The sequence below is a fragment of the Enterobacter cloacae complex sp. 677-3DZ2D5B genome (assembly GCF_004136695.1).
GTDB lineage: Bacteria > Pseudomonadota > Gammaproteobacteria > Enterobacterales > Enterobacteriaceae > Enterobacter > Enterobacter hormaechei_C.
Genome location: NZ_QFLS01000001.1, coordinates 65,164 through 87,048, shown reverse-complemented (window position 1 = coordinate 87,048; position 21,885 = coordinate 65,164). Strand labels below are relative to the sequence as shown.

Annotated in this window: 24 protein-coding genes; 19 read left to right on the top strand and 5 right to left on the bottom strand. The window is 54.1% G+C overall.

Annotated features, from left to right (window positions below):
- The first annotated feature begins 82 nt into the window (after positions 1 to 82).
- From gltJ to rihA, 4 genes are all read left to right on the top strand, one after another.
- Positions 83 to 823 carry a glutamate/aspartate ABC transporter permease GltJ gene (gltJ, locus tag DD597_RS00425; RefSeq protein WP_015571133.1) on the top strand — a complete coding sequence of 247 codons (741 nt, stop codon included), beginning with the start codon at positions 83 to 85 and terminating at the stop codon, positions 821 to 823.
- Positions 824 to 1,498 (top strand): glutamate/aspartate ABC transporter permease GltK, encoded by a 675-nt coding sequence (gene gltK / locus DD597_RS00420; protein WP_003858686.1) that lies wholly within the window; start codon positions 824 to 826, stop codon positions 1,496 to 1,498.
- Complete coding sequence (locus DD597_RS00415) at positions 1,498 to 2,223, top strand: amino acid ABC transporter ATP-binding protein (RefSeq protein WP_006809622.1); 726 nt, start codon at positions 1,498 to 1,500, stop codon at positions 2,221 to 2,223. The genes gltK and DD597_RS00415 overlap by 1 nt, the downstream gene beginning before the upstream one ends.
- Before the next feature lie 119 nt (positions 2,224 to 2,342).
- The gene (gene rihA, locus DD597_RS00410) at positions 2,343 to 3,284 is read left to right on the top strand and encodes a pyrimidine-specific ribonucleoside hydrolase RihA (protein WP_032657583.1); all 942 of its coding nucleotides are present in this window, start codon (positions 2,343 to 2,345) and stop codon (positions 3,282 to 3,284) included.
- Between the two features lie 54 nt (positions 3,285 to 3,338).
- Here the strand turns inward: rihA and DD597_RS00405 are convergent, their stop codons facing one another.
- Positions 3,339 to 3,821 (bottom strand): zinc ribbon-containing protein, encoded by a 483-nt coding sequence (locus DD597_RS00405; protein WP_003858689.1) that lies wholly within the window; start codon positions 3,819 to 3,821, stop codon positions 3,339 to 3,341.
- A 214-nt stretch (positions 3,822 to 4,035) separates the two neighbouring features.
- Between DD597_RS00405 and leuS the strand changes: the two genes are divergently transcribed.
- The 14 genes from leuS (at position 4,036) to lipA (ending at position 18,991) form a co-directional block, all read left to right on the top strand.
- The gene (gene leuS / locus DD597_RS00400; protein ID WP_022650605.1) at positions 4,036 to 6,618 is read left to right on the top strand and encodes a leucine--tRNA ligase; all 2,583 of its coding nucleotides are present in this window, start codon (positions 4,036 to 4,038) and stop codon (positions 6,616 to 6,618) included.
- Between the two features lie 14 nt (positions 6,619 to 6,632).
- Positions 6,633 to 7,202 (top strand): LPS assembly lipoprotein LptE, encoded by a 570-nt coding sequence (lptE, locus tag DD597_RS00395; protein WP_022650604.1) that lies wholly within the window; start codon positions 6,633 to 6,635, stop codon positions 7,200 to 7,202.
- Positions 7,202 to 8,233, top strand: coding sequence for a DNA polymerase III subunit delta (holA, locus tag DD597_RS00390; protein ID WP_022650603.1), 1,032 nt, complete (start codon positions 7,202 to 7,204; stop codon positions 8,231 to 8,233). Before lptE ends, holA begins: the two co-directional genes overlap by 1 nt.
- A complete protein-coding gene (nadD, locus tag DD597_RS00385; RefSeq protein ID WP_003858694.1) occupies positions 8,226 to 8,891 on the top strand; it encodes a nicotinate-nucleotide adenylyltransferase in 666 nt (221 codons plus the stop codon). Before holA ends, nadD begins: the two co-directional genes overlap by 8 nt.
- 268 nt (positions 8,892 to 9,159) lie before the next feature.
- The gene (gene rsfS / locus DD597_RS00380; protein ID WP_003858696.1) at positions 9,160 to 9,477 is read left to right on the top strand and encodes a ribosome silencing factor; all 318 of its coding nucleotides are present in this window, start codon (positions 9,160 to 9,162) and stop codon (positions 9,475 to 9,477) included.
- A gap of 3 nt (positions 9,478 to 9,480) precedes the next feature.
- Entirely contained in the window at positions 9,481 to 9,948 is a 468-nt protein-coding gene (gene rlmH, locus DD597_RS00375; RefSeq protein WP_003858701.1) for a 23S rRNA (pseudouridine(1915)-N(3))-methyltransferase RlmH, read from the top strand.
- A 28-nt stretch (positions 9,949 to 9,976) separates the two neighbouring features.
- Positions 9,977 to 11,878, top strand: a complete 1,902-nt coding sequence (mrdA, locus tag DD597_RS00370; protein WP_015571138.1) for a peptidoglycan DD-transpeptidase MrdA — start codon at positions 9,977 to 9,979, stop codon at positions 11,876 to 11,878.
- A 2-nt stretch (positions 11,879 to 11,880) separates the two neighbouring features.
- Entirely contained in the window at positions 11,881 to 12,993 is a 1,113-nt protein-coding gene (mrdB, locus tag DD597_RS00365; protein WP_015571139.1) for a peptidoglycan glycosyltransferase MrdB, read from the top strand.
- Positions 12,994 to 13,009: 16 nt separating this feature from the next.
- Complete coding sequence (gene rlpA, locus DD597_RS00360) at positions 13,010 to 14,116, top strand: endolytic peptidoglycan transglycosylase RlpA (protein ID WP_129255862.1); 1,107 nt, start codon at positions 13,010 to 13,012, stop codon at positions 14,114 to 14,116.
- A 138-nt stretch (positions 14,117 to 14,254) separates the two neighbouring features.
- Complete coding sequence (gene dacA, locus DD597_RS00355; protein ID WP_003858714.1) at positions 14,255 to 15,466, top strand: D-alanyl-D-alanine carboxypeptidase DacA; 1,212 nt, start codon at positions 14,255 to 14,257, stop codon at positions 15,464 to 15,466.
- Positions 15,467 to 15,573: 107 nt separating this feature from the next.
- Positions 15,574 to 15,837 carry a DUF493 family protein YbeD gene (gene ybeD / locus DD597_RS00350; protein ID WP_003858718.1) on the top strand — a complete coding sequence of 88 codons (264 nt, stop codon included), beginning with the start codon at positions 15,574 to 15,576 and terminating at the stop codon, positions 15,835 to 15,837.
- Between the two features lie 94 nt (positions 15,838 to 15,931).
- Positions 15,932 to 16,573 (top strand): lipoyl(octanoyl) transferase LipB, encoded by a 642-nt coding sequence (gene lipB, locus DD597_RS00345; protein WP_022650601.1) that lies wholly within the window; start codon positions 15,932 to 15,934, stop codon positions 16,571 to 16,573.
- Between the two features lie 291 nt (positions 16,574 to 16,864).
- The gene (locus DD597_RS00340; RefSeq protein ID WP_023315623.1) at positions 16,865 to 17,818 is read left to right on the top strand and encodes a YbeF family transcriptional regulator; all 954 of its coding nucleotides are present in this window, start codon (positions 16,865 to 16,867) and stop codon (positions 17,816 to 17,818) included.
- A 207-nt stretch (positions 17,819 to 18,025) separates the two neighbouring features.
- Positions 18,026 to 18,991, top strand: coding sequence for a lipoyl synthase (gene lipA / locus DD597_RS00335; RefSeq protein WP_006809637.1), 966 nt, complete (start codon positions 18,026 to 18,028; stop codon positions 18,989 to 18,991).
- Positions 18,992 to 19,071: 80 nt separating this feature from the next.
- Here the strand turns inward: lipA and tatE are convergent, their stop codons facing one another.
- Together tatE and DD597_RS00325 are read right to left on the bottom strand one after the other, a co-directional pair.
- The gene (gene tatE, locus DD597_RS00330) at positions 19,072 to 19,275 is read right to left on the bottom strand and encodes a twin-arginine translocase subunit TatE (RefSeq protein ID WP_003858723.1); all 204 of its coding nucleotides are present in this window, start codon (positions 19,273 to 19,275) and stop codon (positions 19,072 to 19,074) included.
- A 125-nt stretch (positions 19,276 to 19,400) separates the two neighbouring features.
- Positions 19,401 to 20,189 (bottom strand): deaminated glutathione amidase, encoded by a 789-nt coding sequence (locus DD597_RS00325; RefSeq protein ID WP_045896883.1) that lies wholly within the window; start codon positions 20,187 to 20,189, stop codon positions 19,401 to 19,403.
- Positions 20,190 to 20,256: 67 nt separating this feature from the next.
- Here DD597_RS00325 and crcB point away from each other — a divergent pair, with 67 nt between their 5' ends.
- The gene (gene crcB, locus DD597_RS00320; RefSeq protein WP_017382474.1) at positions 20,257 to 20,640 is read left to right on the top strand and encodes a fluoride efflux transporter CrcB; all 384 of its coding nucleotides are present in this window, start codon (positions 20,257 to 20,259) and stop codon (positions 20,638 to 20,640) included.
- Positions 20,641 to 20,859: 219 nt separating this feature from the next.
- On the opposite strand, the gene cspE is transcribed toward crcB, so the two are convergent.
- Both cspE and pagP read right to left on the bottom strand, forming a co-directional pair.
- On the bottom strand, positions 20,860 to 21,069 hold the full coding sequence (gene cspE / locus DD597_RS00315; RefSeq protein ID WP_002439184.1) for a transcription antiterminator/RNA stability regulator CspE: 210 nt from the start codon (positions 21,067 to 21,069) through the stop codon (positions 20,860 to 20,862).
- Between the two features lie 190 nt (positions 21,070 to 21,259).
- Positions 21,260 to 21,835, bottom strand: a complete 576-nt coding sequence (gene pagP / locus DD597_RS00310) for a lipid IV(A) palmitoyltransferase PagP (RefSeq protein WP_017382475.1) — start codon at positions 21,833 to 21,835, stop codon at positions 21,260 to 21,262.
- Positions 21,836 to 21,885 lie beyond the last annotated feature (50 nt).

Below are 21,885 nucleotides of genomic sequence, written 5' to 3'. Positions count from 1 at the left end.
CGTTCCCCACTCAGCGCAAAAATTGAGCTTCTCACCAATCTTCGAGGGTAGCGCTGCTACCCTTTTTTTTCTGGAGTTTACTATGTCAATTGACTGGAACTGGGGCATCTTTCTGCAACAAGCCCCGTTCGGCAACACCACCTATCTCGGCTGGCTGTGGAGCGGCTTTCAGGTTACCGTTGCGTTATCGATAACGGCGTGGATTATCGCGTTTCTTGTCGGTTCGCTGTTCGGTATTCTGCGTACCGTCCCTAACCGTTTTCTCTCTTCAATTGGCACGCTCTATGTGGAACTGTTCCGTAACGTTCCGCTGATCGTGCAGTTCTTTACCTGGTATCTGGTGATCCCGGAACTGCTGCCGGAAGATCTCGGCATGTGGTTTAAGGCCGAGCTGGATCCTAACGTACAATTTTTTGTCTCCTCTATGCTGTGTCTGGGGCTGTTCACCGCTGCGCGCGTCTGCGAGCAGGTACGTGCCGCCATACAGTCACTGCCGCGCGGGCAAAAGAATGCGGCACTGGCGATGGGCCTGACTCTGCCTCAGGCCTACCGTTACGTACTGCTGCCGAACGCTTACCGCGTCATCGTTCCGCCGATGACGTCCGAAATGATGAACCTGGTAAAAAACTCGGCTATCGCCTCAACCATTGGTCTGGTAGATATGGCGGCGCAGGCGGGCAAACTGCTGGATTATTCCGCTCACGCATGGGAATCCTTCACGGCGATCACGCTCGCCTATGTTCTGATTAACGCATTCATCATGCTGGTGATGAACCTGGTTGAACGCAAAGTACGCCTGCCGGGCAATCTGGGGGGCAAATAAATGTACGATTTTGACTGGAGTTCCATTGTTCCCTCCATGCCCTATCTGCTGGATGGACTGGCAATCACCTTAAAGATCACCGTTATCGCCATTATCGTCGGTATTGTCTGGGGCACCCTGCTGGCAGTGATGCGCCTGTCGAGCTTTAAGCCGCTCGCCTGGTTTGCCACGGCTTACGTTAACGTGTTCCGCTCCATTCCACTGGTCATGGTGCTGCTGTGGTTTTATCTGATTGTTCCCGGCTTTTTACAGAACGTACTGGGACTGTCGCCAAAGACCGATATCCGCCTGATCTCTGCCATGGTGGCGTTTTCCATGTTTGAAGCCGCCTACTACTCAGAGATCATCCGCGCCGGTATTCAGAGTATCTCGCGCGGGCAGTCCAGCGCTGCGCTGGCGCTCGGTATGACGCACTGGCAGTCTATGAAGCTCATTATTCTGCCGCAGGCGTTTCGCGCCATGGTTCCGCTGCTGCTGACGCAGGGCATCGTCCTGTTCCAGGATACCTCCCTGGTCTACGTGCTGAGCCTGGCAGACTTCTTCCGTACCGCCTCCACCATTGGCGAACGTGACGGAACGCAGGTTGAGATGATCCTCTTCGCGGGCGGGGTCTATTTTGTGATTAGTTTAAGCGCATCGCTGTTGGTCAGCTGGCTGAAGAAAAGGACGGTATAATGATTTCCCTGAAAAATGTTTCTAAATGGTATGGGCACTTTCAGGTGCTGACCGACTGCTCAACAGAAGTGAAAAAAGGCGATGTGGTGGTGGTCTGCGGCCCGTCCGGTTCCGGTAAGTCGACGCTTATCAAAACCGTTAATGGGCTGGAACCTGTCCAGCAGGGCGAGATTGTCGTTAACGGCACCAAAGTGAATGACCGCAAAACCAACCTTGCCCAGCTTCGCTCCCACGTAGGGATGGTGTTCCAGCATTTTGAGCTGTTCCCTCACCTCTCCATCATTGAGAACCTGACGCTGGCGCAGGTGAAAGTGCTGAAGCGCGACAAAAAAGCGGCGCGCGAAAAGGGGCTGAAGTTGCTGGAACGCGTCGGGCTGTCTGCACATGCGGATAAGTTCCCGGCGCAGCTTTCGGGCGGCCAACAGCAGCGTGTGGCAATCGCGCGTGCGCTGTGCATGGATCCGGTGGCTATGCTGTTTGATGAGCCGACGTCCGCGCTCGATCCTGAGATGATCAACGAAGTGCTGGACGTCATGGTGGAGCTGGCGCACGAAGGGATGACCATGATGGTGGTGACGCACGAAATGGGCTTCGCCCGTAAAGTGGCCAACCGCGTGATCTTCATGGATGAAGGGAAAATTGTTGAAGACTCACCAAAAGAAGAGTTCTTCGCAAATCCTAAATCTGAACGTGCAAAAGACTTCCTCGCCAAAATCCTGCATTAATCTTTTTAGTGCGCAATCTGCGGATTGCGCACTGCTTCACGCTTTAGATCTCTTTTTCTATTCGGCGTCACATCGCAGCGTTAACCTTGTCACAAATAATGCTGAGAATGGAGAACGCTATGGCACAGCCAATTATTCTCGACTGCGATCCGGGTCATGATGACGCGATCGCACTCGTCCTTGCTCTTGCCTCCCCTGAACTGGACGTAAAAGCTGTCACCTCCTCCGCCGGAAACCAGACGCCGGATAAAACCTTGCGAAACGTGTTGCGCATGTTGACGCTGCTAAAACGCACCGATATTCCGGTCGCTGGTGGCGCCGTTAAGCCGCTGATGCGCGAGCTGATCATTGCGGATAACGTTCACGGTGAAAGTGGGCTGGATGGTCCGGCGCTGCCGGAGCCGGATTTCGCACCGCAAAACTGCACTGCCGTCGAGCTCATGGCAAAGGTGCTACGTGAAAGCGCCGAGCCCGTAACGCTGGTGGCGACCGGCCCGCAGACCAACGTAGCGCTGCTGCTGAACAGCCATCCTGAACTGCACAGCAACATCGCCCGTATCGTCATCATGGGCGGGGCAATGGGGCTGGGGAACTGGACGCCAGCAGCAGAGTTCAACATCTTCGTTGACCCGGAAGCCGCGGAAATCGTCTTCCAGTCGGGCCTGCCGATTGTGATGGCGGGGCTGGACGTTACCCACCGCGCACAAATTATGGCGCAGGACATTGAACGATTCCGTTCTGTGGGCAACCCGGTTGCAACGACCGTGGCAGAGCTGCTCGACTTCTTTATGGAGTATCACAAAGCCGAGAAGTGGGGCTTCCACGGCGCCCCGCTGCATGACCCATGCACCATCGCCTGGCTGCTGAAGCCGGAAATGTTTACCACGGTCGAGCGTTGGGTTGGTGTGGAAACACAGGGGAAATATACCCAGGGAATGACGGTGGTGGACTATTACTCGCTAACGGGAAACAAGCCGAATACCACGGTGATGGTGGATATCGATCGGGAAGCGTTTGTGGATTTGTTGGCGGAGCGGCTGGCTTATTATTCTGCGGCCTGATGCCCTCACCCCGACCCTCTCCCTGTGGGAGAGGGAATAAACCTGCGCTTTTACTTATGGCTCAAACGGGCGACGCTGGAACTGGTCGTGACCGCACTTCGGACACAGCGACAACACCTCCGGCGTATACACGGCGATATGGTGGTGGCACTTCTCACACACCAGGTTCCCCAGCCCCACTACTTCGCCGCTGTGATAGACACCGTGGTGGTTTAAATCCTGGAACACCTCGCGCCACTCCAGCTGAGTTTTATCGGTAATATCCGCCAGCTCCTGCCACAGGCTCTCTTTAATTACCCGCATAAAAACACTGTCGGCGATCTCGTCCTGGCTCTCTTCATAGCTTCGCGCGAACTCCTCCAGGTCGCGGCGCACGGCGCGCGTTACCTCTTCCACTTCGGTTCGCGTTAACTCACCCGTTTGCGTCACGCGTGCGCGTGCCTGTTCGACCAGCGCGTCGATATCACGCTCGCCGTTACGCAGCCGTTCCGTCAGAGTCGCTACCAGTTCACGGTAAAATTGAGCAACCTTGTTCATCATTTTGCCTCCCGGGTAAGTAACTGTCTCTAATAATAGACCTTATTTCGTCGCCGCTTTGTCAGGTGAAGCACAGACCCGGTAAATTCCTGCAAAGTGCATTTGCGTGAAAGGCTGTTTTGACGCGGGCGTTTGGGCTATGCTATGCGGATCTGAATTACCACATCCATTGGCTACATTTGTAGCTGTATTGAACACAGGACCACTGGCTGCCATGCAAGAGCAATACCGCCCGGAAGAGATAGAATCAAAAGTCCAGCAACACTGGGACGAGAAGCGCACCTTTGAAGTAACCGAAGACGAGAGCAAAGAGAAGTATTACTGCCTGTCGATGCTTCCCTATCCTTCTGGTCGACTACACATGGGCCACGTGCGTAACTACACCATCGGTGACGTGATTGCACGCTACCAGCGCATGCTGGGCAAAAACGTTCTTCAGCCTATCGGCTGGGATGCGTTCGGCCTGCCTGCTGAAGGCGCGGCGGTGAAAAACAACACGGCACCGGCTCCGTGGACGTACGACAACATCGCGTACATGAAAAACCAGCTGAAAATGCTGGGCTTCGGCTATGACTGGAGCCGCGAGCTGGCAACCTGTACCCCGGAATACTACCGCTGGGAGCAGAAGTTCTTCACCGAGCTGTATAAAAAAGGCCTGGTGTACAAGAAGACCTCTGCCGTTAACTGGTGCCCAAATGACCAGACCGTTCTCGCGAACGAACAGGTTATCGATGGCTGCTGCTGGCGCTGCGACACCAAAGTAGAGCGTAAAGAGATCCCGCAGTGGTTTATCAAAATCACCGCCTACGCTGACGAACTGCTGAACGATCTGGACAATCTGGACCACTGGCCAGATACCGTTAAGACCATGCAGCGCAACTGGATCGGCCGTTCCGAAGGTGTGGAAATTACCTTCAACGTTGAGAACTACGATCAGACCCTGACCGTCTACACCACCCGCCCGGACACCTTCATGGGCGCGACCTACCTGGCCGTGGCCGCAGGTCACCCGCTGGCGCAGAAAGCGGCAGAAAACAATCCAGAACTGGCGACCTTTATCGACGAATGCCGCAACACGAAAGTGGCCGAAGCCGACATGGCGACGATGGAGAAAAAAGGCGTTGATACCGGCTTCAAAGCGATCCACCCGCTGACGGGCGAAGCGATCCCTGTCTGGGCCGCCAACTTCGTACTGATGGAATACGGCACAGGCGCCGTGATGGCCGTGCCGGGTCACGACCAGCGCGACTACGAATTTGCCACCAAATACGGCCTGACCATCAAGCCTGTTATTCTTGCTGCTGACGGCTCTGAACCCGATCTCTCTGAGCAAGCGCTGACTGAAAAAGGCACCCTGTTTAACTCCGGTGAGTTCAGCGGCCTGAGCTTTGAAGAGGGCTTCAACGCCATCGCCGACAAGCTGGCCTCCCTGGGCGTGGGCGAGCGTAAAGTGAACTACCGTCTGCGCGACTGGGGCGTTTCCCGTCAGCGTTACTGGGGTGCGCCAATCCCAATGGTGACGCTGGAAGATGGTACCGTGATGCCAACGCCAGAAGATCAGCTGCCGGTGATCCTGCCGGAAGACGTGGTCATGGACGGCATCACCAGCCCGATCAAAGCCGATCCTGAGTGGGCGAAAACCACCGTCAACGGTCAGCCAGCGCTGCGTGAAACCGACACCTTTGACACCTTTATGGAATCCTCCTGGTACTATGCGCGCTACACCTGCCCGCAGTACAAAGAAGGCATGCTGGATTCTGATGCAGCAAACTACTGGCTGCCGGTAGACATTTACATCGGTGGCATTGAACACGCCATCATGCACCTGCTCTACTTCCGCTTCTTCCACAAACTGATGCGTGACGCAGGCCTGGTCAACTCCGACGAGCCGGCAAAACAACTGCTGTGTCAGGGTATGGTGCTGGCAGATGCGTTCTACTACGTTGGCGCGAACGGCGAGCGTAACTGGGTTTCTCCGGTTGATGCGATTGTCGAGCGCGACGAGAAAGGCCGTATCGTGAAGGCGAAAGACGCTGAAGGTCATGAACTGGTTTATACCGGCATGAGCAAGATGTCCAAGTCTAAAAATAACGGCATCGACCCGCAGGTGATGGTTGAGCGTTATGGTGCGGATACCGTGCGTCTGTTCATGATGTTCGCCTCCCCGGCAGATATGACCCTTGAGTGGCAGGAATCCGGCGTTGAAGGGGCCAACCGCTTCCTGAAGCGCGTCTGGAAACTGGTTTACGAGCACACCTCTCAGGGCGATGCGCCAGCGCTGAACGTAGCTGCACTGACTGAAGATCAACAGGCGCTGCGTCGTGATGTTCATAAAACTATTGCGAAAGTCACCGATGATATTGGTCGTCGTCAGACCTTCAATACCGCAATTGCGGCTATTATGGAACTGATGAACAAGCTGGCGAAAGCCCCGCAGGATGGCGAGCAGGATCGCGCGTTAATGCGTGAAGCGCTGCTGGCGGTCGTTCGCATGCTGAACCCGTTCACGCCGCACGTTAGCTTTACCCTGTGGCAGGAACTGAAAGGCGAAGGCGATATCGACAATGCGCCGTGGCCAGTGGCGGATGAATCCGCTATGGTGGAAAACACCACGCTGGTGGTGGTGCAGGTTAACGGTAAAGTGCGCGGTAAAATTACCGTCGCGGTCGACGCAACCGAAGAACAGGTTCGCGAGCGCGCAGGCCAGGAGCATCTGGTCGCTAAATACCTTGAGGGCGTTACCGTACGTAAAGTGATCTACGTACCTGGTAAACTGCTGAATCTGGTCGTTGGCTAAGCGCGGGAGGAAACGTGCGACAACTGGCAACAATACTCTTATCTCTGGCGGTGCTTGTCACCGCTGGCTGCGGCTGGCACCTGCGCAACACCACGGCAGTGCCTGCGCAGATGAAAACGATGATCTTCGACTCATCCGATCCGAACGGACCGCTGAGCCGGGCCATTCGTAACCAGCTGCGTTTGAACGATGTTAAGCTGATCGAGAAGGGAACCCTACGTCAGGATGTTCCTTCGCTCCGTGTCCTGAAATCAACGCTGTCACAAGATACGGCCTCGATCTTCCAGGATGGGCGGACGGCGGAATATCAGATGGTGCTTACCGTTGATGCGGCCGTCTTGATGCCAGGTAAAGATATTTACCCTATCAATACCAAAGTCTACCGCTCGTTCTTCGATAACCCGCAGACGGCGCTGGCAAAAGACGCCGAACAGCAGATTATCATCAAGGAAATGTATGATAAGGCCGCGGAACAGCTGATCCGCAGGCTGCCTGCCATTGCCGCGTCGACGAAAAAAGGCGCTGACGTTATCGAAACACCGGATGCCAGCACGCCGGATATGCCAACGTCTCTGGGTAACTGATGATCAGGTTGTATCCTGAACAACTCCGCGCGCAGCTCAACGAAGGGCTGCGCGCGGCCTATCTGCTACTCGGCAACGACCCCCTGTTACTACAGGAAAGCCTTGATGCGGTTCGCCATGCGGCAGCCGCGCAGGGTTTCGATGAGCATCATACGTTCCAGATCGATAACAGTACCGACTGGAACGCTATCTTCTCGCTTTGTCAGGCCATGAGCCTGTTTGCCTCTCGTCAGACAATCCAGATCCTGCTGCCTGAGAATGGTCCTAACGCTGCCATCAATGAACAGCTGGCTATGCTGGTGAGTTTGTTACACGGCGATCTGCTGCTTATCGTACGCGGCAACAAACTCACAAAAGCGCAGGAAAACGCTGCCTGGTTTACCCGGCTAACCCCCAGTGCGGTGCTTGTCTCCTGCCAGACTCCAGAGCAGGCGCATCTGCCAAAATGGGTTGCCGCGCGAGCAAAGCAGCACAATTTGCAGCTGGATGAGGCCGCCAGTCAGCTCCTGTGCTACTGCTACGAAGGCAACCTTCTGGCACTGGCGCAGGCGCTGGACAGGCTCGCCCTGCTGTGGCCCGATGGCAAGCTGACGCTGCCGCGCGTGGAACAGGCGGTGAATGATGCCGCGCACTTTACCCCCTTCCACTGGGTTGATGCGCTGCTGTCGGCGAAAAGTAAACGTGCTCTGCACATCCTGCAACAGCTGCGCCTGGAAGGGAGTGAGCCGGTCATCCTTCTCCGTACGCTCCAGCGCGAATTACTGCTGCTGAACAACCTTAAACGCCAGTCAGCACACACGCCCCTGCGCGCCTTATTCGACAAACATCGCGTCTGGCAAAACCGTCGGGCGATGACCACGGAGGCGATAAACCGCCTGAGCCAGGAGCAGTTGCGTCAGGCAGTGCAACTTCTGATGCGCGCCGAACTGACGTTAAAACAGGATTACGGTCAGTCTGTCTGGGCGGAGCTGGAGAGTCTCTCTTTGCTGCTCTGCCATAAGGCTCTGGCAGACGTATTTATCGATGGGTGATATGCATTCTTTACAGGCAATGTATGGCGGGACCTTCGACCCGGTGCACTATGGGCATCTTAAGCCGGTAGAAATCCTCGCGAATTTGATTGGCTTGCAGCGGGTGATCATCATGCCCAACAATGTTCCGCCGCACCGTCCTCAGCCAGAAGCAACCAGCGAGCAGCGTAAAGCGATGCTCGCGCTGGCTATCGCCGATAAGCCTCTCTTCACGCTGGATGAGCGTGAACTGCGCAGGGATACCCCTTCCTGGACATCGCAAACGCTGCGGGAGTGGCGCGCTGAGCAGGGGCCCATGAAACCGCTGGCGTTTATCATCGGCCAGGATTCCTTGCTCAACTTTCCCAGCTGGTACCAGTACGAAACCATTCTGGAAAACAGTCATCTGCTGGTCTGCCGCCGTCCGGGCTACCCGCTGACCATGCGCGACGCGCAGCATCAGCAGTGGCTTGACGCACATCTGACGGACAATATAGAAGACCTGCACAGTCTCCCCGCCGGGAAAATTTACCTCGCTGAAACGCCGTGGTTTGATATTTCCGCGACCCTCATCCGCGAGCGTCTCCAGCAGGGTTTAGACTGTGACGATCTCCTCCCCTCGCCCGTGCTGGCCTATATCCATGCGCACGGTCTGTATCAGAAAAGTACAGATGTCTGAGCATCGCCGGCGAAATTGTCCGTTAATGATTATCCTGCCTTGACAGGCTAAGCCATACTGATATCCTCCGCTGCCAGACTTTCCCGCCGATCGCTGCTTTACAGAAATTGTTTTACAAAAATGGCGATGCAATCTCAGGCGGAGGGTGGGATGATACCCGCCTTCAAAAGCCGGGCGGTGACATTTGTCCCGCGACTGGCGTCAGTTCAGGTATACTGACTGGCCACGAATTCATAGTTGTACAATCTCATTCACCCAGGGGGAAAACTTGCAGGGTAAAGCACTCCAGGATTTTGTTATCGACAAAATTGATGACCTGAAAGGTCAGGACATCATCGCTATCGACGTTAAGGGTAAATCCAGCATCACCGACTGCATGATCATCTGCACCGGCACCTCAACTCGTCACGTTGTTTCGATTGCTGACCATGTTGTTCAGGAATCGCGCGCGGCAGGGCTGCTTCCGCTGGGCGTTGAAGGTGAAGCGACCGCTGACTGGGTGGTTGTCGATCTCGGCGATGTGATTGTCCACGTCATGCAGGAAGAGAGCCGTCGCCTGTATGAGCTGGAAAAACTCTGGGGTTAATGCGTGAAGTTGCAACTGGTCGCCGTCGGCACCAAAATGCCGGACTGGGTACAAACCGGTTTTACTGAGTATCTGCGTCGTTTCCCAAAAGATATGCCGTTCGAACTGGTGGAGATCCCAGCAGGAAAGCGCGGCAAGAACGCAGATATCAAACGTATTCTCGATAAAGAGGGAGAGCTGATGCTGGCTGCCGCAGGCAAAAACCGCATCGTGACCCTCGATATCCCGGGCAAACCCTGGGATACGCCGCAGCTGGCGCACGAACTGGAGCGCTGGAAGCAGGATGGTCGGGACGTCAGTCTGTTGATTGGCGGACCAGAGGGGTTATCTCCCGCCTGCAAAGCGGCAGCAGAACAAAGTTGGTCACTCTCGGCGCTGACGCTGCCCCACCCGCTTGTACGGGTTCTCGTGGCAGAAAGTTTGTATCGCGCATGGAGCATCACTACCAACCACCCTTATCACCGCGAGTAATGACTGACCAGGGTAATTTAAGCAGCGGATGAAACTACAGAATTCTTTTCGCGACTATACGGCTGAGTCCGCGCTGTTTGTGCGCCGGGCGCTGGTCGCCTTTACGGGGATTTTGCTGCTTACCGGCGTGCTGATCGCCAACCTCTATAATCTGCAAATTGTCCGCTATACCGATTACCAGACCCGCTCAAACGAAAACCGTATCAAGCTGGTGCCCATCGCGCCCAGCCGCGGCATTATCTACGATCGTAACGGCACGCCGCTGGCGCTTAATCGCACCATCTACCAGATAGAGATGATGCCCGAGAAAGTGGATAACGTGCAGGATACCCTGAACGCGCTGAGAAGCGTTGTCGACCTGACTGATGACGATATCGCTGCGTTCAAAAAAGAGCGCGCACGTTCTCACCGCTTCACCTCCATTCCGGTAAAAACCAACCTGACAGAAGTGCAGGTCGCCCGTTTTGCCGTTAACCAGTACCGTTTCCCCGGAGTGGAAGTCAAAGGCTATAAACGCCGCTACTATCCTTACGGCTCCGCGCTGACGCACGTCATTGGTTACGTCTCCAAAATCAACGATAAAGACGTCGAACGCCTTGATAAAGATGGCAAGCTGGCTAACTACGCCGCAACCCATGATATTGGCAAGCTGGGGATCGAACGTTATTACGAAGATGTGCTGCACGGTCAGACCGGGTATGAAGAGGTTGAAGTTAACAACCGTGGCCGTGTGATCCGACAACTGAAAGAGGTGCCCCCGCAGGCGGGGCATGACGTCTATCTGACGCTCGACCTGAAGCTACAGCAGTATATCGAGACGCTGCTGGCGGGTAGCCGTGCTGCGGTTATTGTGACCGACCCGCGTACCGGCGGCATTCTGGCGATGGTTTCGATGCCAAGCTACGATCCGAACCTCTTCGTGGATGGCATCTCCAGCAAGGATTACTCCGGCCTGCTCAACGATCCAAACACGCCGCTGGTAAACCGCGCGACGCAGGGGGTTTATCCTCCAGCTTCAACGGTTAAACCGTATGTGGCCGTGTCTGCGCTGAGCGCGGGCGTCATCACCCGTAATACCAGTCTGTTTGACCCCGGCTGGTGGCAGTTGCCTGGCTCTGAGAAACGCTACCGCGACTGGAAAAAATGGGGCCACGGCCATCTGAACGTGACCAAATCACTGGAGGAGTCGGCGGATACCTTCTTCTATCAGGTCGCCTACGACATGGGTATTGACCGTCTGTCTGAATGGATGAGCAAGTTCGGCTACGGGCATTACACCGGTATAGATTTGGCGGAAGAGCGTTCCGGCAACATGCCAACCCGCGAATGGAAGCTGAAGCGCTTTAAAAAACCCTGGTATCAGGGTGACACCATTCCGGTGGGGATCGGCCAGGGCTACTGGACGGCAACGCCGCTGCAAATGAACAAGGCGATGATGATCCTCATCAACGATGGCGTCGTGAAAGTGCCGCACCTGCTGCAAAGCACCGTTGAAGACGGCAAAAAAGTGCCATGGATACAGCCGCACGAGCCGCCGGTGGGTGACATTCATTCCGGATACTGGGAAATCGCGAAAGACGGGATGTACGGTGTAGCCAACCGCCCTAACGGGACGGCGCACAAATATTTCGCTGGCGCACCGTATAAGGTAGCCGCGAAATCAGGTACGGCTCAGGTCTTCGGTCTTAAAGCGAATGAAACTTACAACGCACATAAAATTGCCGAACGTCTGCGTGACCACAAGCTCATGACGGCGTTTGCCCCTTATGATAACCCGCAGGTTGCGGTGGCGATGATTCTGGAGAACGGCGGCGCAGGCCCGGCGGTGGGTACCATCATGCGTCAAATCCTCGACCACATCATGCTGGGTGACAACAACACCGAACTGCCAGCTGAAAACCCGGCAGCCGCTGCGGCGGAGGACCAATAATCATGACGGATAATCCGAATAAAAAATCGCTGTGGGACAAGATCCACATCGACCCAGCCATGCTGCTGATTCTGCTGGCTCTGCTGGTCTATAGCGCCCTCGTTATCTGGAGCGCCAGCGGCCAGGATATCGGCATGATGGAGCGTAAAATCGGCCAGATCGCCATGGGTCTGGTTATTATGGTGGTGATGGCGCAAATACCGCCGCGCGTGTACGAGGGTTGGGCGCCCTATCTCTATATTTTCTGTATCATTTTGTTGGTGGCAGTAGATGCTTTCGGCGCCATCTCGAAGGGGGCACAACGCTGGCTGGATCTGGGGATTGTCCGCTTCCAGCCGTCGGAAATCGCCAAAATCGCCGTCCCGCTGATGGTGGCGCGCTTTATTAACCGCGACGTCTGCCCGCCGTCGTTGAAAAATACCGCCATTGCGCTGGTGCTGATTTTCCTGCCGACGCTGCTCGTGGCCGCACAGCCGGACCTCGGCACCTCGATTCTTATCGCCCTCTCCGGCCTGTTCGTCCTGTTCCTGTCCGGCCTGAGCTGGCGTCTGATTGGTATCGCCGTGGTGCTGGTTGCCGCGTTTATTCCTATCCTCTGGTTCTTCCTGATGCATGATTACCAGCGTCAGCGCGTTATGATGCTGCTCGATCCCGAGACCGATCCGCTGGGCGCAGGCTATCATATTATTCAGTCGAAGATTGCGATTGGCTCCGGCGGCCTGCGCGGCAAAGGCTGGCTGCACGGTACGCAGTCGCAGCTCGAATTTTTACCGGAACGCCACACCGACTTTATCTTTGCCGTTCTGGCTGAGGAGTTAGGGCTGGTTGGCATCCTGGTTCTGCTTGCACTCTACGTGCTGCTGATCATGCGAGGTTTGTGGATTGCCGCACGCGCCCAAACCACCTTTGGTCGCGTGATGGCAGGCGGATTAATGTTGATTTTGTTCGTTTATGTCTTCGTAAATATTGGTATGGTGAGTGGGATTCTGCCGGTTGTCGGCGTACCGCTGCCGCTGGTGAGTTACGGGGGCTCGGCACTGATCGTGTTGATGGCCGGGTTTGGTATCGTCATGTCGATCCATACCCACAGGAAAATGTTGTCCAAAAGCGTATAAAAATAAGGGGATCGCAATGCGTAAGCAGTGGCTGGGGATCTGCATCGCAGCAAGTTTACTTGCCGCCTGTACAAGTGATGATGGTCAGCAACAGGCAACCGTCGCGCCGCCGCAGCCTGCGGTCTGTAATGGCCCGATTGTCGAGATTAGCGGTGCCGATCCCGTTTATGAACCGCTGAACGCCAGCGTGAATCAGGATTATCAGCGCGACGGTAAAAGCTATAAAATCGTTCAGGATCCTTCCCGTTTCAGCCAGGCTGGCTTTGCTGCCATCTATGACGCTGAGCCCGGCAGCAACCTGACCGCGTCGGGTGAAACCTTCGATCCGATGCAGATCACGGCTGCACACCCGACGCTGCCTGTTCCGAGCTATGCACGCATCACTAACCTGGCGAATGGCCGAATGATCGTGGTGCGTATCAACGATCGCGGTCCTTACGGCACCGATCGCGTCATCTCCCTGTCCCGCGCGGCGGCCGACCGTCTGAACACCTCAAACAATACTAAAGTGCGTATCGACCCAATTATCGTGGCGCAGGATGGTTCGCTGTCTGGCCCGGGCACGGCCTGTACCACGGTAGCGAAACAGACCTATGCCCTGCCCGCTCGCCCGGATCTGAGCGGTGGTATGGGGGGGGCTTCAACGCCGGCAGAGCCCGCGCAGCCTCAGGGTGAAGTGCGCGCCATCAGCAACGATACGCTGCAAAGTGAAGACGCGACAGGCGCCCCGGTGAAAAGCAGTGGTTTCCTTGGCGCACCCACCACGTTAGCGCCGGGCGTGATTGAATCAAATGAACCTGCCCCAGCGCCTGCGCCCGTCGTTGCTGCACCCGCTGCACAACCCGCCCCGGTGACCGCGCCTGCTGCTACGCAGACTGCGGCGCCTGCGACGGCGAGCGGCAGCTACGTGGTTCAGGTTGGCGCTGTCAGCGATCGGACCCGTGCAGAGCAATATCAGCAGCGTTTAAGCAAACAGTTTGGCGTGCCAGGCCGCGTTGAGCAAAACGGTGCGGTATGGCGTATCCAGATGGGTCCGTTTGCCAGCAAATCGCAGGCAGCATCCCTGCAACAGCGTTTGCAGAGCGAGGCGCAGCTCCAGTCGTTTATCGCTGTTGCAAAATAATTATTCGGTGGCATCCGAAATGTCAGTTTGTGTAAACCACGTTAACACTCTCATGATGAAAGTCGGATGCCTGCCTGTATAGCATTTGCTATAGTAAGGCACTTTTTTAATTCCATCACGGATGTCGTAGTTCTGACCATGAAGACCACTTTTTCTGCTCGTTTTGTGCAGCGCATGGCGCTGACCACGGCCCTTTGCGCTGCTGCGTTCTCCGCAGCTCACGCGGATGACCTGAACATCAAGACCATGATCCCTGGCGTTCCGCAGATCGACGCGGAATCCTACATCCTGATTGATTACAACTCCGGCAAAGTTCTGGCAGAACAGAACGCCGATGCCCGCCGCGATCCGGCCAGCCTGACCAAAATGATGACCAGCTATGTTATCGGTCAGGCTATGAAAGCAGGTAAATTCAAAGAAACCGACCTGGTGACTATCGGTAACGATGCGTGGGCAACCGGCAACCCCGTGTTCAAAGGTTCATCGCTGATGTTCCTGAAACCTGGCATGCAGGTTCCGGTCTCTCAGCTTATCCGTGGCATCAACTTGCAGTCCGGTAACGACGCCTGCGTGGCCATGGCTGATTTTGCCGCGGGCAGCCAGGACGCGTTTGTGGGCCTGATGAACAGCTACGTCTCCGCGCTGGGTCTGAAAAACAGCCACTTCCAGACCGTTCACGGCCTGGACGCCGAGGGTCAGTACAGCTCCGCGCGTGACATGGCGCTGATCGGTCAGGCGCTGATCCGCGACGTGCCAAACGAGTACTCTATCTACAAAGAGAAAGAGTTCACCTTCAACGGCATTCGTCAGACCAACCGTAACGGCCTGCTGTGGGACAACAGCCTGAACGTCGACGGTATCAAAACCGGCCACACCGATAAAGCTGGCTATAACCTGGTGGCCTCCGCCACTGAAGGCCAGATGCGTCTGATCTCTGCCGTGATGGGGGGGCGTACGTTTAAAGGACGCGAAACGGAAAGCAAAAAACTGCTGACCTGGGGCTTCCGCTTCTTCGAAACCGTGAACCCGCTGAAAGCCGGTAAAGAATTTGCCTCTGAACCTGTCTGGTTTGGCGATAACGACCGCGCTTCCCTGGGCGTGGACAAAGATCTCTATCTGACTATCCCACGCGGTCGTATGAAAGATCTGAAAGCCAGCTATGTGCTGAATACCACCGAGCTGCACGCCCCGCTGCAAAAGAATCAGGTCGTGGGTACTATCAACTTCCAGCTGGATGGCAAAACCATCGATCAACGCCCGCTGGTGGTGCTGGAGGAGATTCCTGAAGGCAATTTCTTCGGCAAAATCATTGATTACATTAAGCTGATGTTCCATCACTGGTTTGGTTAAAAATTGAACACTTGAAAGTGTGATTTTGATCCCCATATACTACGTATCAGTAAAACTCCCGCCCCGTGGCGGGAGTTATTATTTTTTACACACACGCCGGAGCTGACATGAAAACCAAACTTAACGAACTGCTTGAATTCCCTACCCCTTTTACTTACAAAGTAATGGGTCTGGCGAAACCTGAGCTGGTTGATCAGGTGGTTGAAGTGGTACAGCGCCATGCGCCGGGCGACTACTCTCCATCAGTCAAACCGAGCAGCAAAGGTAATTACCACTCGGTCTCAATCACCATCACTGCGACACACATTGAGCAGGTTGAGACGCTGTACGAAGAGCTCGGCAATATCGAAATTGTTCGTATGGTGCTGTAGTCCCTCTGCGGTTACCCGGTTTGCCGGGTAACCCACTTCCCCGCTGTGATATACTCCGCGTTACCTATTCTCCCTTGTCTTCGGAGACGTCCTTTTGTACCAGGATAAAATTCTTGTTCGCCATCTTGGGATACAGCCTTACGAGCCAGTCTCTCAGGCTATGCATGACTTTACCGATATGCGCGATGACACCACCCCTGATGAAATCTGGCTGGTTGAACACATGCCGGTGTTTACTCAGGGCCAGGCAGGAAAAGCCGAACATTTATTGATGACGGGTGATATCCCGGTGATCCAGAGCGATCGCGGTGGACAGGTAACCTACCACGGCCCGGGCCAGCAGGTAATGTATGTCCTGCTCAACCTGAAACGCAGAAAGCTGGGCGTACGTGAGCTCGTGACCTTACTGGAACAGACCGTGGTGAACACGCTCGCTGAGTACGGTATCGACGCTCATCCTCGCGCCGATGCCCCGGGCGTCTACGTGGGAGAGAAGAAAATCTGTTCGCTGGGGCTGCGTATCCGTAAAGGCTGCTCGTTCCACGGGCTGGCGCTGAATATCAATATGGATCTGACCCCTTTCCAGCGCATCAACCCATGCGGGTATGCGGGTATGGAAATGACGCAAATGCGCCAGTGGGTCGCTACCGCCACGCCTGAGAATATCCGCCCCGTGCTTTTGAAGAAGTTTTTAGCGCTGCTTAACAATCCTGACTACGAATATATTGCTGCTTAACACACTTCCGGCAGTGGTTCGGTTATTTGACCAGCCACTGCTTAATTGCCGCATTTACGCTTTACAATAAACCGCATATTCTATATTTTCGAGTCGCCCATATATTAGCGTCCCATATTAATTAGAACCTTAATAGTACCATCACCGGGTATCGTGTAACGTGCGTGATAATCACCCAACTGCTTGTTTTCGATAAACAAGGGAAACTTACGAAACACTTTACTAATCTCTGCAAGCATAATAAATAAATTCAACTATCATTCATATTGTGAATGGATACGGAGTAAGAGCGTGGAGCCTACTAATTTACCAGCCAAACGCCTGAATGAAACCAGCGGCGAAGATAAGCCGCAAATTTTCCGGACTTTACGTAATATTGATCTCAATTTATTGACTATTTTTGAGGCGGTATATGTCCACAAAGGTATCGTTAATGCTGCGAAAATTCTTAATCTCACACCCTCTGCTATTAGCCAGTCAATTCAAAAATTGCGCGCGATATTTCCCGATCCCTTATTTATTCGTAAAGGCCAGGGCGTAACCCCCACCGCGTACGCAACCCATCTGCATGAGTACATCAGCCAGGGTCTGGAATCGATTCTGGGCGCGCTGGATCTCACCGGCAGTTACGATAAGCAACGAACCATCACCATAGGCACCTCTCCCTCTGTGGGCGTTCTGGTCATGCCCGCTATTTACCAGGCTGTTAAACAGCATGCGCCACAGCTGCTGATCCGCAATGTGCCCGTTAACGATCCGGAAACTCAGCTGGCGCAATTCCAGACGGACCTGATCATCGACAGCAACAGCTTCGCGGCCAGAGCATTAGGGCATAACGTTCTCTATACCGACTCTCTGGCGCTCGTTTGTCGTCAGAATCATCCTGTATTGAGCGCACCTTTGACGCCTGAAAATTTGCGTCATTACGAACATGCAACCTTTATGTCCGAGGGGCAGGGCCCGGATCCGCTGCGCCAGCGTATTGACGAACTGTTCCCGGACCGTCTGATCAGCTTCAGCAGTTACAATATGTTTACCCTCGCGGCCCTGATTGGCAGCAGCGATTTGCTCTGTATTATGCCTGTGCGTCTCTTCGCTTTACTTCAAAAATGCTGGCCGCTGGAGAGCATTCCATTGAGTCAACTTACGACGGAATCTGTTGAAATCTCACTGCATTACAACAAGCTAAGCCTGCGCGATCCGGTGCTGGAAAACGTCATTAACGTGATCCGCCAGGCTTTCTGATCCCGCCTTTCAGCGCAAGCCCCTGCCGCAAGCGGGGCAAAAGGCACAAAACAACAACTATTTTACAAATTGGCGACCTGGCAGGCTGCTTTATCGCCCCTTTAAATGATATACTGCCTGTCGTTCGTTCAAAAATAGTTGATAATTACAACATTCCCTTGAATTGAAACGCTTTCCTTCGATATTCGCAACTGGAACACGCACGCTATGAGTAAACCCATTGTGATGGAACGCGGTGTTAAATACCGCGATGCCGATAAAATGGCCCTTATCCCGGTTAAAAACGTGGCTACAGAGCGCGAGGCGCTGTTAAGAAAACCGGAATGGATGAAAATCAAACTTCCGGCCGACTCTTCGCGTATCCAGGGGATCAAAGCGGCGATGCGCAAAAATGGTCTTCACTCTGTCTGTGAAGAGGCCTCGTGCCCTAACCTTGCTGAATGTTTCAATCACGGTACCGCGACATTTATGATTCTGGGTGCCATCTGCACCCGCCGCTGTCCGTTCTGTGACGTTGCCCATGGCCGTCCCGTTGCGCCAGACGCTAACGAACCGCAAAAACTGGCGCAGACGATTGCCGATATGGCGCTGCGTTATGTTGTTATTACCTCCGTTGACCGTGACGATCTGCGCGATGGCGGTGCTCAGCATTTTGCTGACTGTATTACCGCCATCCGCGAAAAAAGCCCGAACATTAAGATTGAGACGCTGGTGCCGGATTTCCGTGGCCGTATGGATCGCGCGCTCGATATCCTGACCGCGACGCCACCAGACGTGTTCAACCACAACCTGGAGAACGTACCGCGTATCTACCGTCAGGTACGTCCCGGTGCAGACTACAACTGGTCGCTGAAGCTGCTGGAACGCTTTAAAGAAGCCCATCCGCATATTCCAACCAAGTCTGGTCTGATGGTCGGCCTGGGTGAAACCAACGCTGAGATCATTGAAGTGATGCGCGATCTGCGCCGCCACGGCGTCACCATGCTGACGCTGGGCCAGTACCTCCAGCCAAGCCGTCACCACCTGCCTGTACAGCGTTACGTAAGCCCGGATGAGTTCGATGAAATGAAAGCCGAAGCGATGGCGATGGGCTTTACCCATGCCGCGTGCGGTCCGTTTGTTCGCTCCTCTTATCACGCCGATATGCAGGCGAAGGGCGAAGAAGTGAAATAAAGCTGTAAAATTTATTTACAGTAAAACAAAAAACCGGCCTCGTGAGCCGGTTTTTTTATGCAAGCCTTGCAGCATTGCCATTACTCTTTGTGTGAAAGCTTCTGTGCAGTGATGTCATCTTCGGCACTTTTCTTCGCTGCCGCGTCGTCATCGTTCATTGCTTTCTTAAAGCCCTTAATGGCAGCACCCAGGTCTCCACCCAGCGTGCGTAACTTCTTGGTACCGAACAGCAGGACGACCAGTGCGGCAACCACCAGCAGTTTGGTAATACTAATCTCACCCATAAATACCTTCTTTACATGAAACAGGCTGCATTCCGCCAAAAAACCTGAACGTATTAACGGTCATTTGGCGCGTGCACACAATAGCAATCTGTAACAAGGTGAATCAAGCATTGTTGAAAAAAACATCACATTAATTGCGGTGGCGCAAACCTGCGGTTGCGCAGAACAGGTAATTGCTGCCGCGCAAGCGCTATTCGGGCTGAAATTATCTCCGTCAGCAATAACGCAGGCCTCTCCGCTGCCGCAACAACCGTCACCCCCAGCGGATCGACAACCCTGCTCTGCCCAATATTTTTGTTACCACATTCACCCGCGGCTACCACGTAACAGGTGGTATCCAGCGCGCGTGCTGCCAGCAGCGTCGCCCAGTGATGCTCCTTAAGCGGTCCTTTGACCCACGCGGCGGGCAGAACCAGCACCTCCGCCCCCTGCAATGCCAGGTTCAGCGCCAGCTCGGGAAAACGGATATCGTAGCAGGTCATCAGGCCAACCTTAAAACCCTCCACCTCAATCAGCGGCGGAATTACACTCCCCGGATCGACCAGGCGCGACTCCTGAACGCTGAACGCATCATACAGATGAAGTTTGGCGTAGCTCGCGACAATGGCACCCTCACGTATCGCCACCAGCGTGTTCACCGCGCGCCCCGGCGAGGACGGAATATGGACCGTCAATATGGTGGTGAGCGTGTTGCCAACGCTTTCGGCCAGCAGTCGTTTCAGAAACGCCCCTTCCAGCGTTTGCGCAGACTTTACCGACAGGTCCGGATCGCCATCATCACGGGCCAGTAACGCCTCGGGAAGTACCAGCAACGACGCCCCCTTTTGCTTCGCCGCATGCATCAGGGAGACGCATTTTTCCGCGTTTTCATTCCAGTCCGGCGTCACCGCGAACTGCCCTACTGCAACATACATAATTGTCTCCCGGTCAAAAACAGCGTTACACTCGACGCACTTACACAGCAAATAGCAGGTATTGACAGTGTTACAACTACTTATAGCCGTTTTTATTGGTGGAGGCACGGGTAGCGTTGCGCGGTGGCTCTTAAGCATGCGGTTTAACCCTCTGCATCAGGCCATTCCGATGGGGACACTTGCGGCAAATCTGATCGGGGCGTTTATTATTGGGATGGGGCTGGCCTGGTTTAATCGCATGACCAACATCGACCCTATGTGGAAGGTTCTGATTACAACCGGTTTCTGCGGCGGCTTAACAACGTTTTCTACCTTCTCTGCGGAGGTAGTGTTTCTGTTTCAGGAAGGCCGGATGGGCTGGGCGCTGACGAACATTGCCGTTAACATGCTTGGCTCGTTTGCGATGACTGCGATCGCATTCTGGTTATTTTCCTCCGCCAGCGGACATTAAGCACGGCAACCTTAATGTTGGCTTAATTTTTCTCTGTCACTCTTGGCTCAATATTGAACGAGGGTGATAGCATGAAAGAAAATCTCTTAGGCGTGGGTATGATATTGCTAAGCGTCGCGATCGTCGCCAGCTTCCTGAAGATCTATCTTATCGGTTGATCCAGAACGAAAAAAACCCGCTCATTGAGCGGGTTTTGAAATTCTTGCTGACGCGTCTGAATTACAGAGCGATTACGTTAGCAGCAGAAGGGCCTTTGGCACCGTTAGTGATTTCGAACTCTACGCGCTGACCTTCAGCCAGAGTTTTGAAACCATTAGACTGGATTGCAGAGAAGTGTACGAACACGTCTTTGCTGCCATCTTCAGGAGTAATGAAACCGAATCCTTTGGACTCATTAAACCACTTAACGTTACCTTTAATCTTAGACATCAAAATTACCTTTACATTAAAAAACGACACAAATGCTGTGTCGGGTATCAGTACAACAATTGTGAGGCGTTTTGTCCAGCGGATCTTTGATAAAAAGTGACAAAAGTCGCGTTAATTTTCGCTGTCCGATTTTTATCCTTTACATTTCAATGCCTGTGCATTTTTTGGCCGATTTAGCAGAAAAATTCAGTTAAAACTGAAACCGCATCCAGGCAAAGTAAACGTTACCGTTGTTATAGGTACCCGGTATGTAGGTCATCTGAAACGTCGCCGGACCGTAACCAATGGAGGCAAGCGGCAGCAGTACCGGAACAGGAATGTATTTCCAGTTATCACGCGCCGTAAACCCTGCCGTATAGCCCAGCCCGAGACGGAAGTTGTCGTCTGATAACGGACGCCAGGTTTTTTCCCAGCCGTAACCGCCAATAGGCTCCCATTTATTGTAGGAGTCCTTAAACGCCATCAGGTACAGGCCATGCCAGTTACCTTTTTCATCCCAGCGAGACTGACCGAAGCCGGCCCCCCACGGACGTTCGTTATAACGGTCTGTTTTTTCTTTATCGTAGGCGAAACGTGCATGCCACGTAATGGCCGGAATATAGAGATCGTAATGCTCAGGTTCATTCCATGTTTGCGCGACGTTATCCGTGAAGGTGGTGAACCAGCCTTTATCCGCTGTATTGCTGTCTGCATTAACAGCAGACGCAAACGATAACTGCCCAATAATAAACAACAAAATCAGGGGAAATTTAATTCGTACAATCACAATGCCATTACCATATTTAGTATTCGGTGCAGACCTTAACACAGAATACT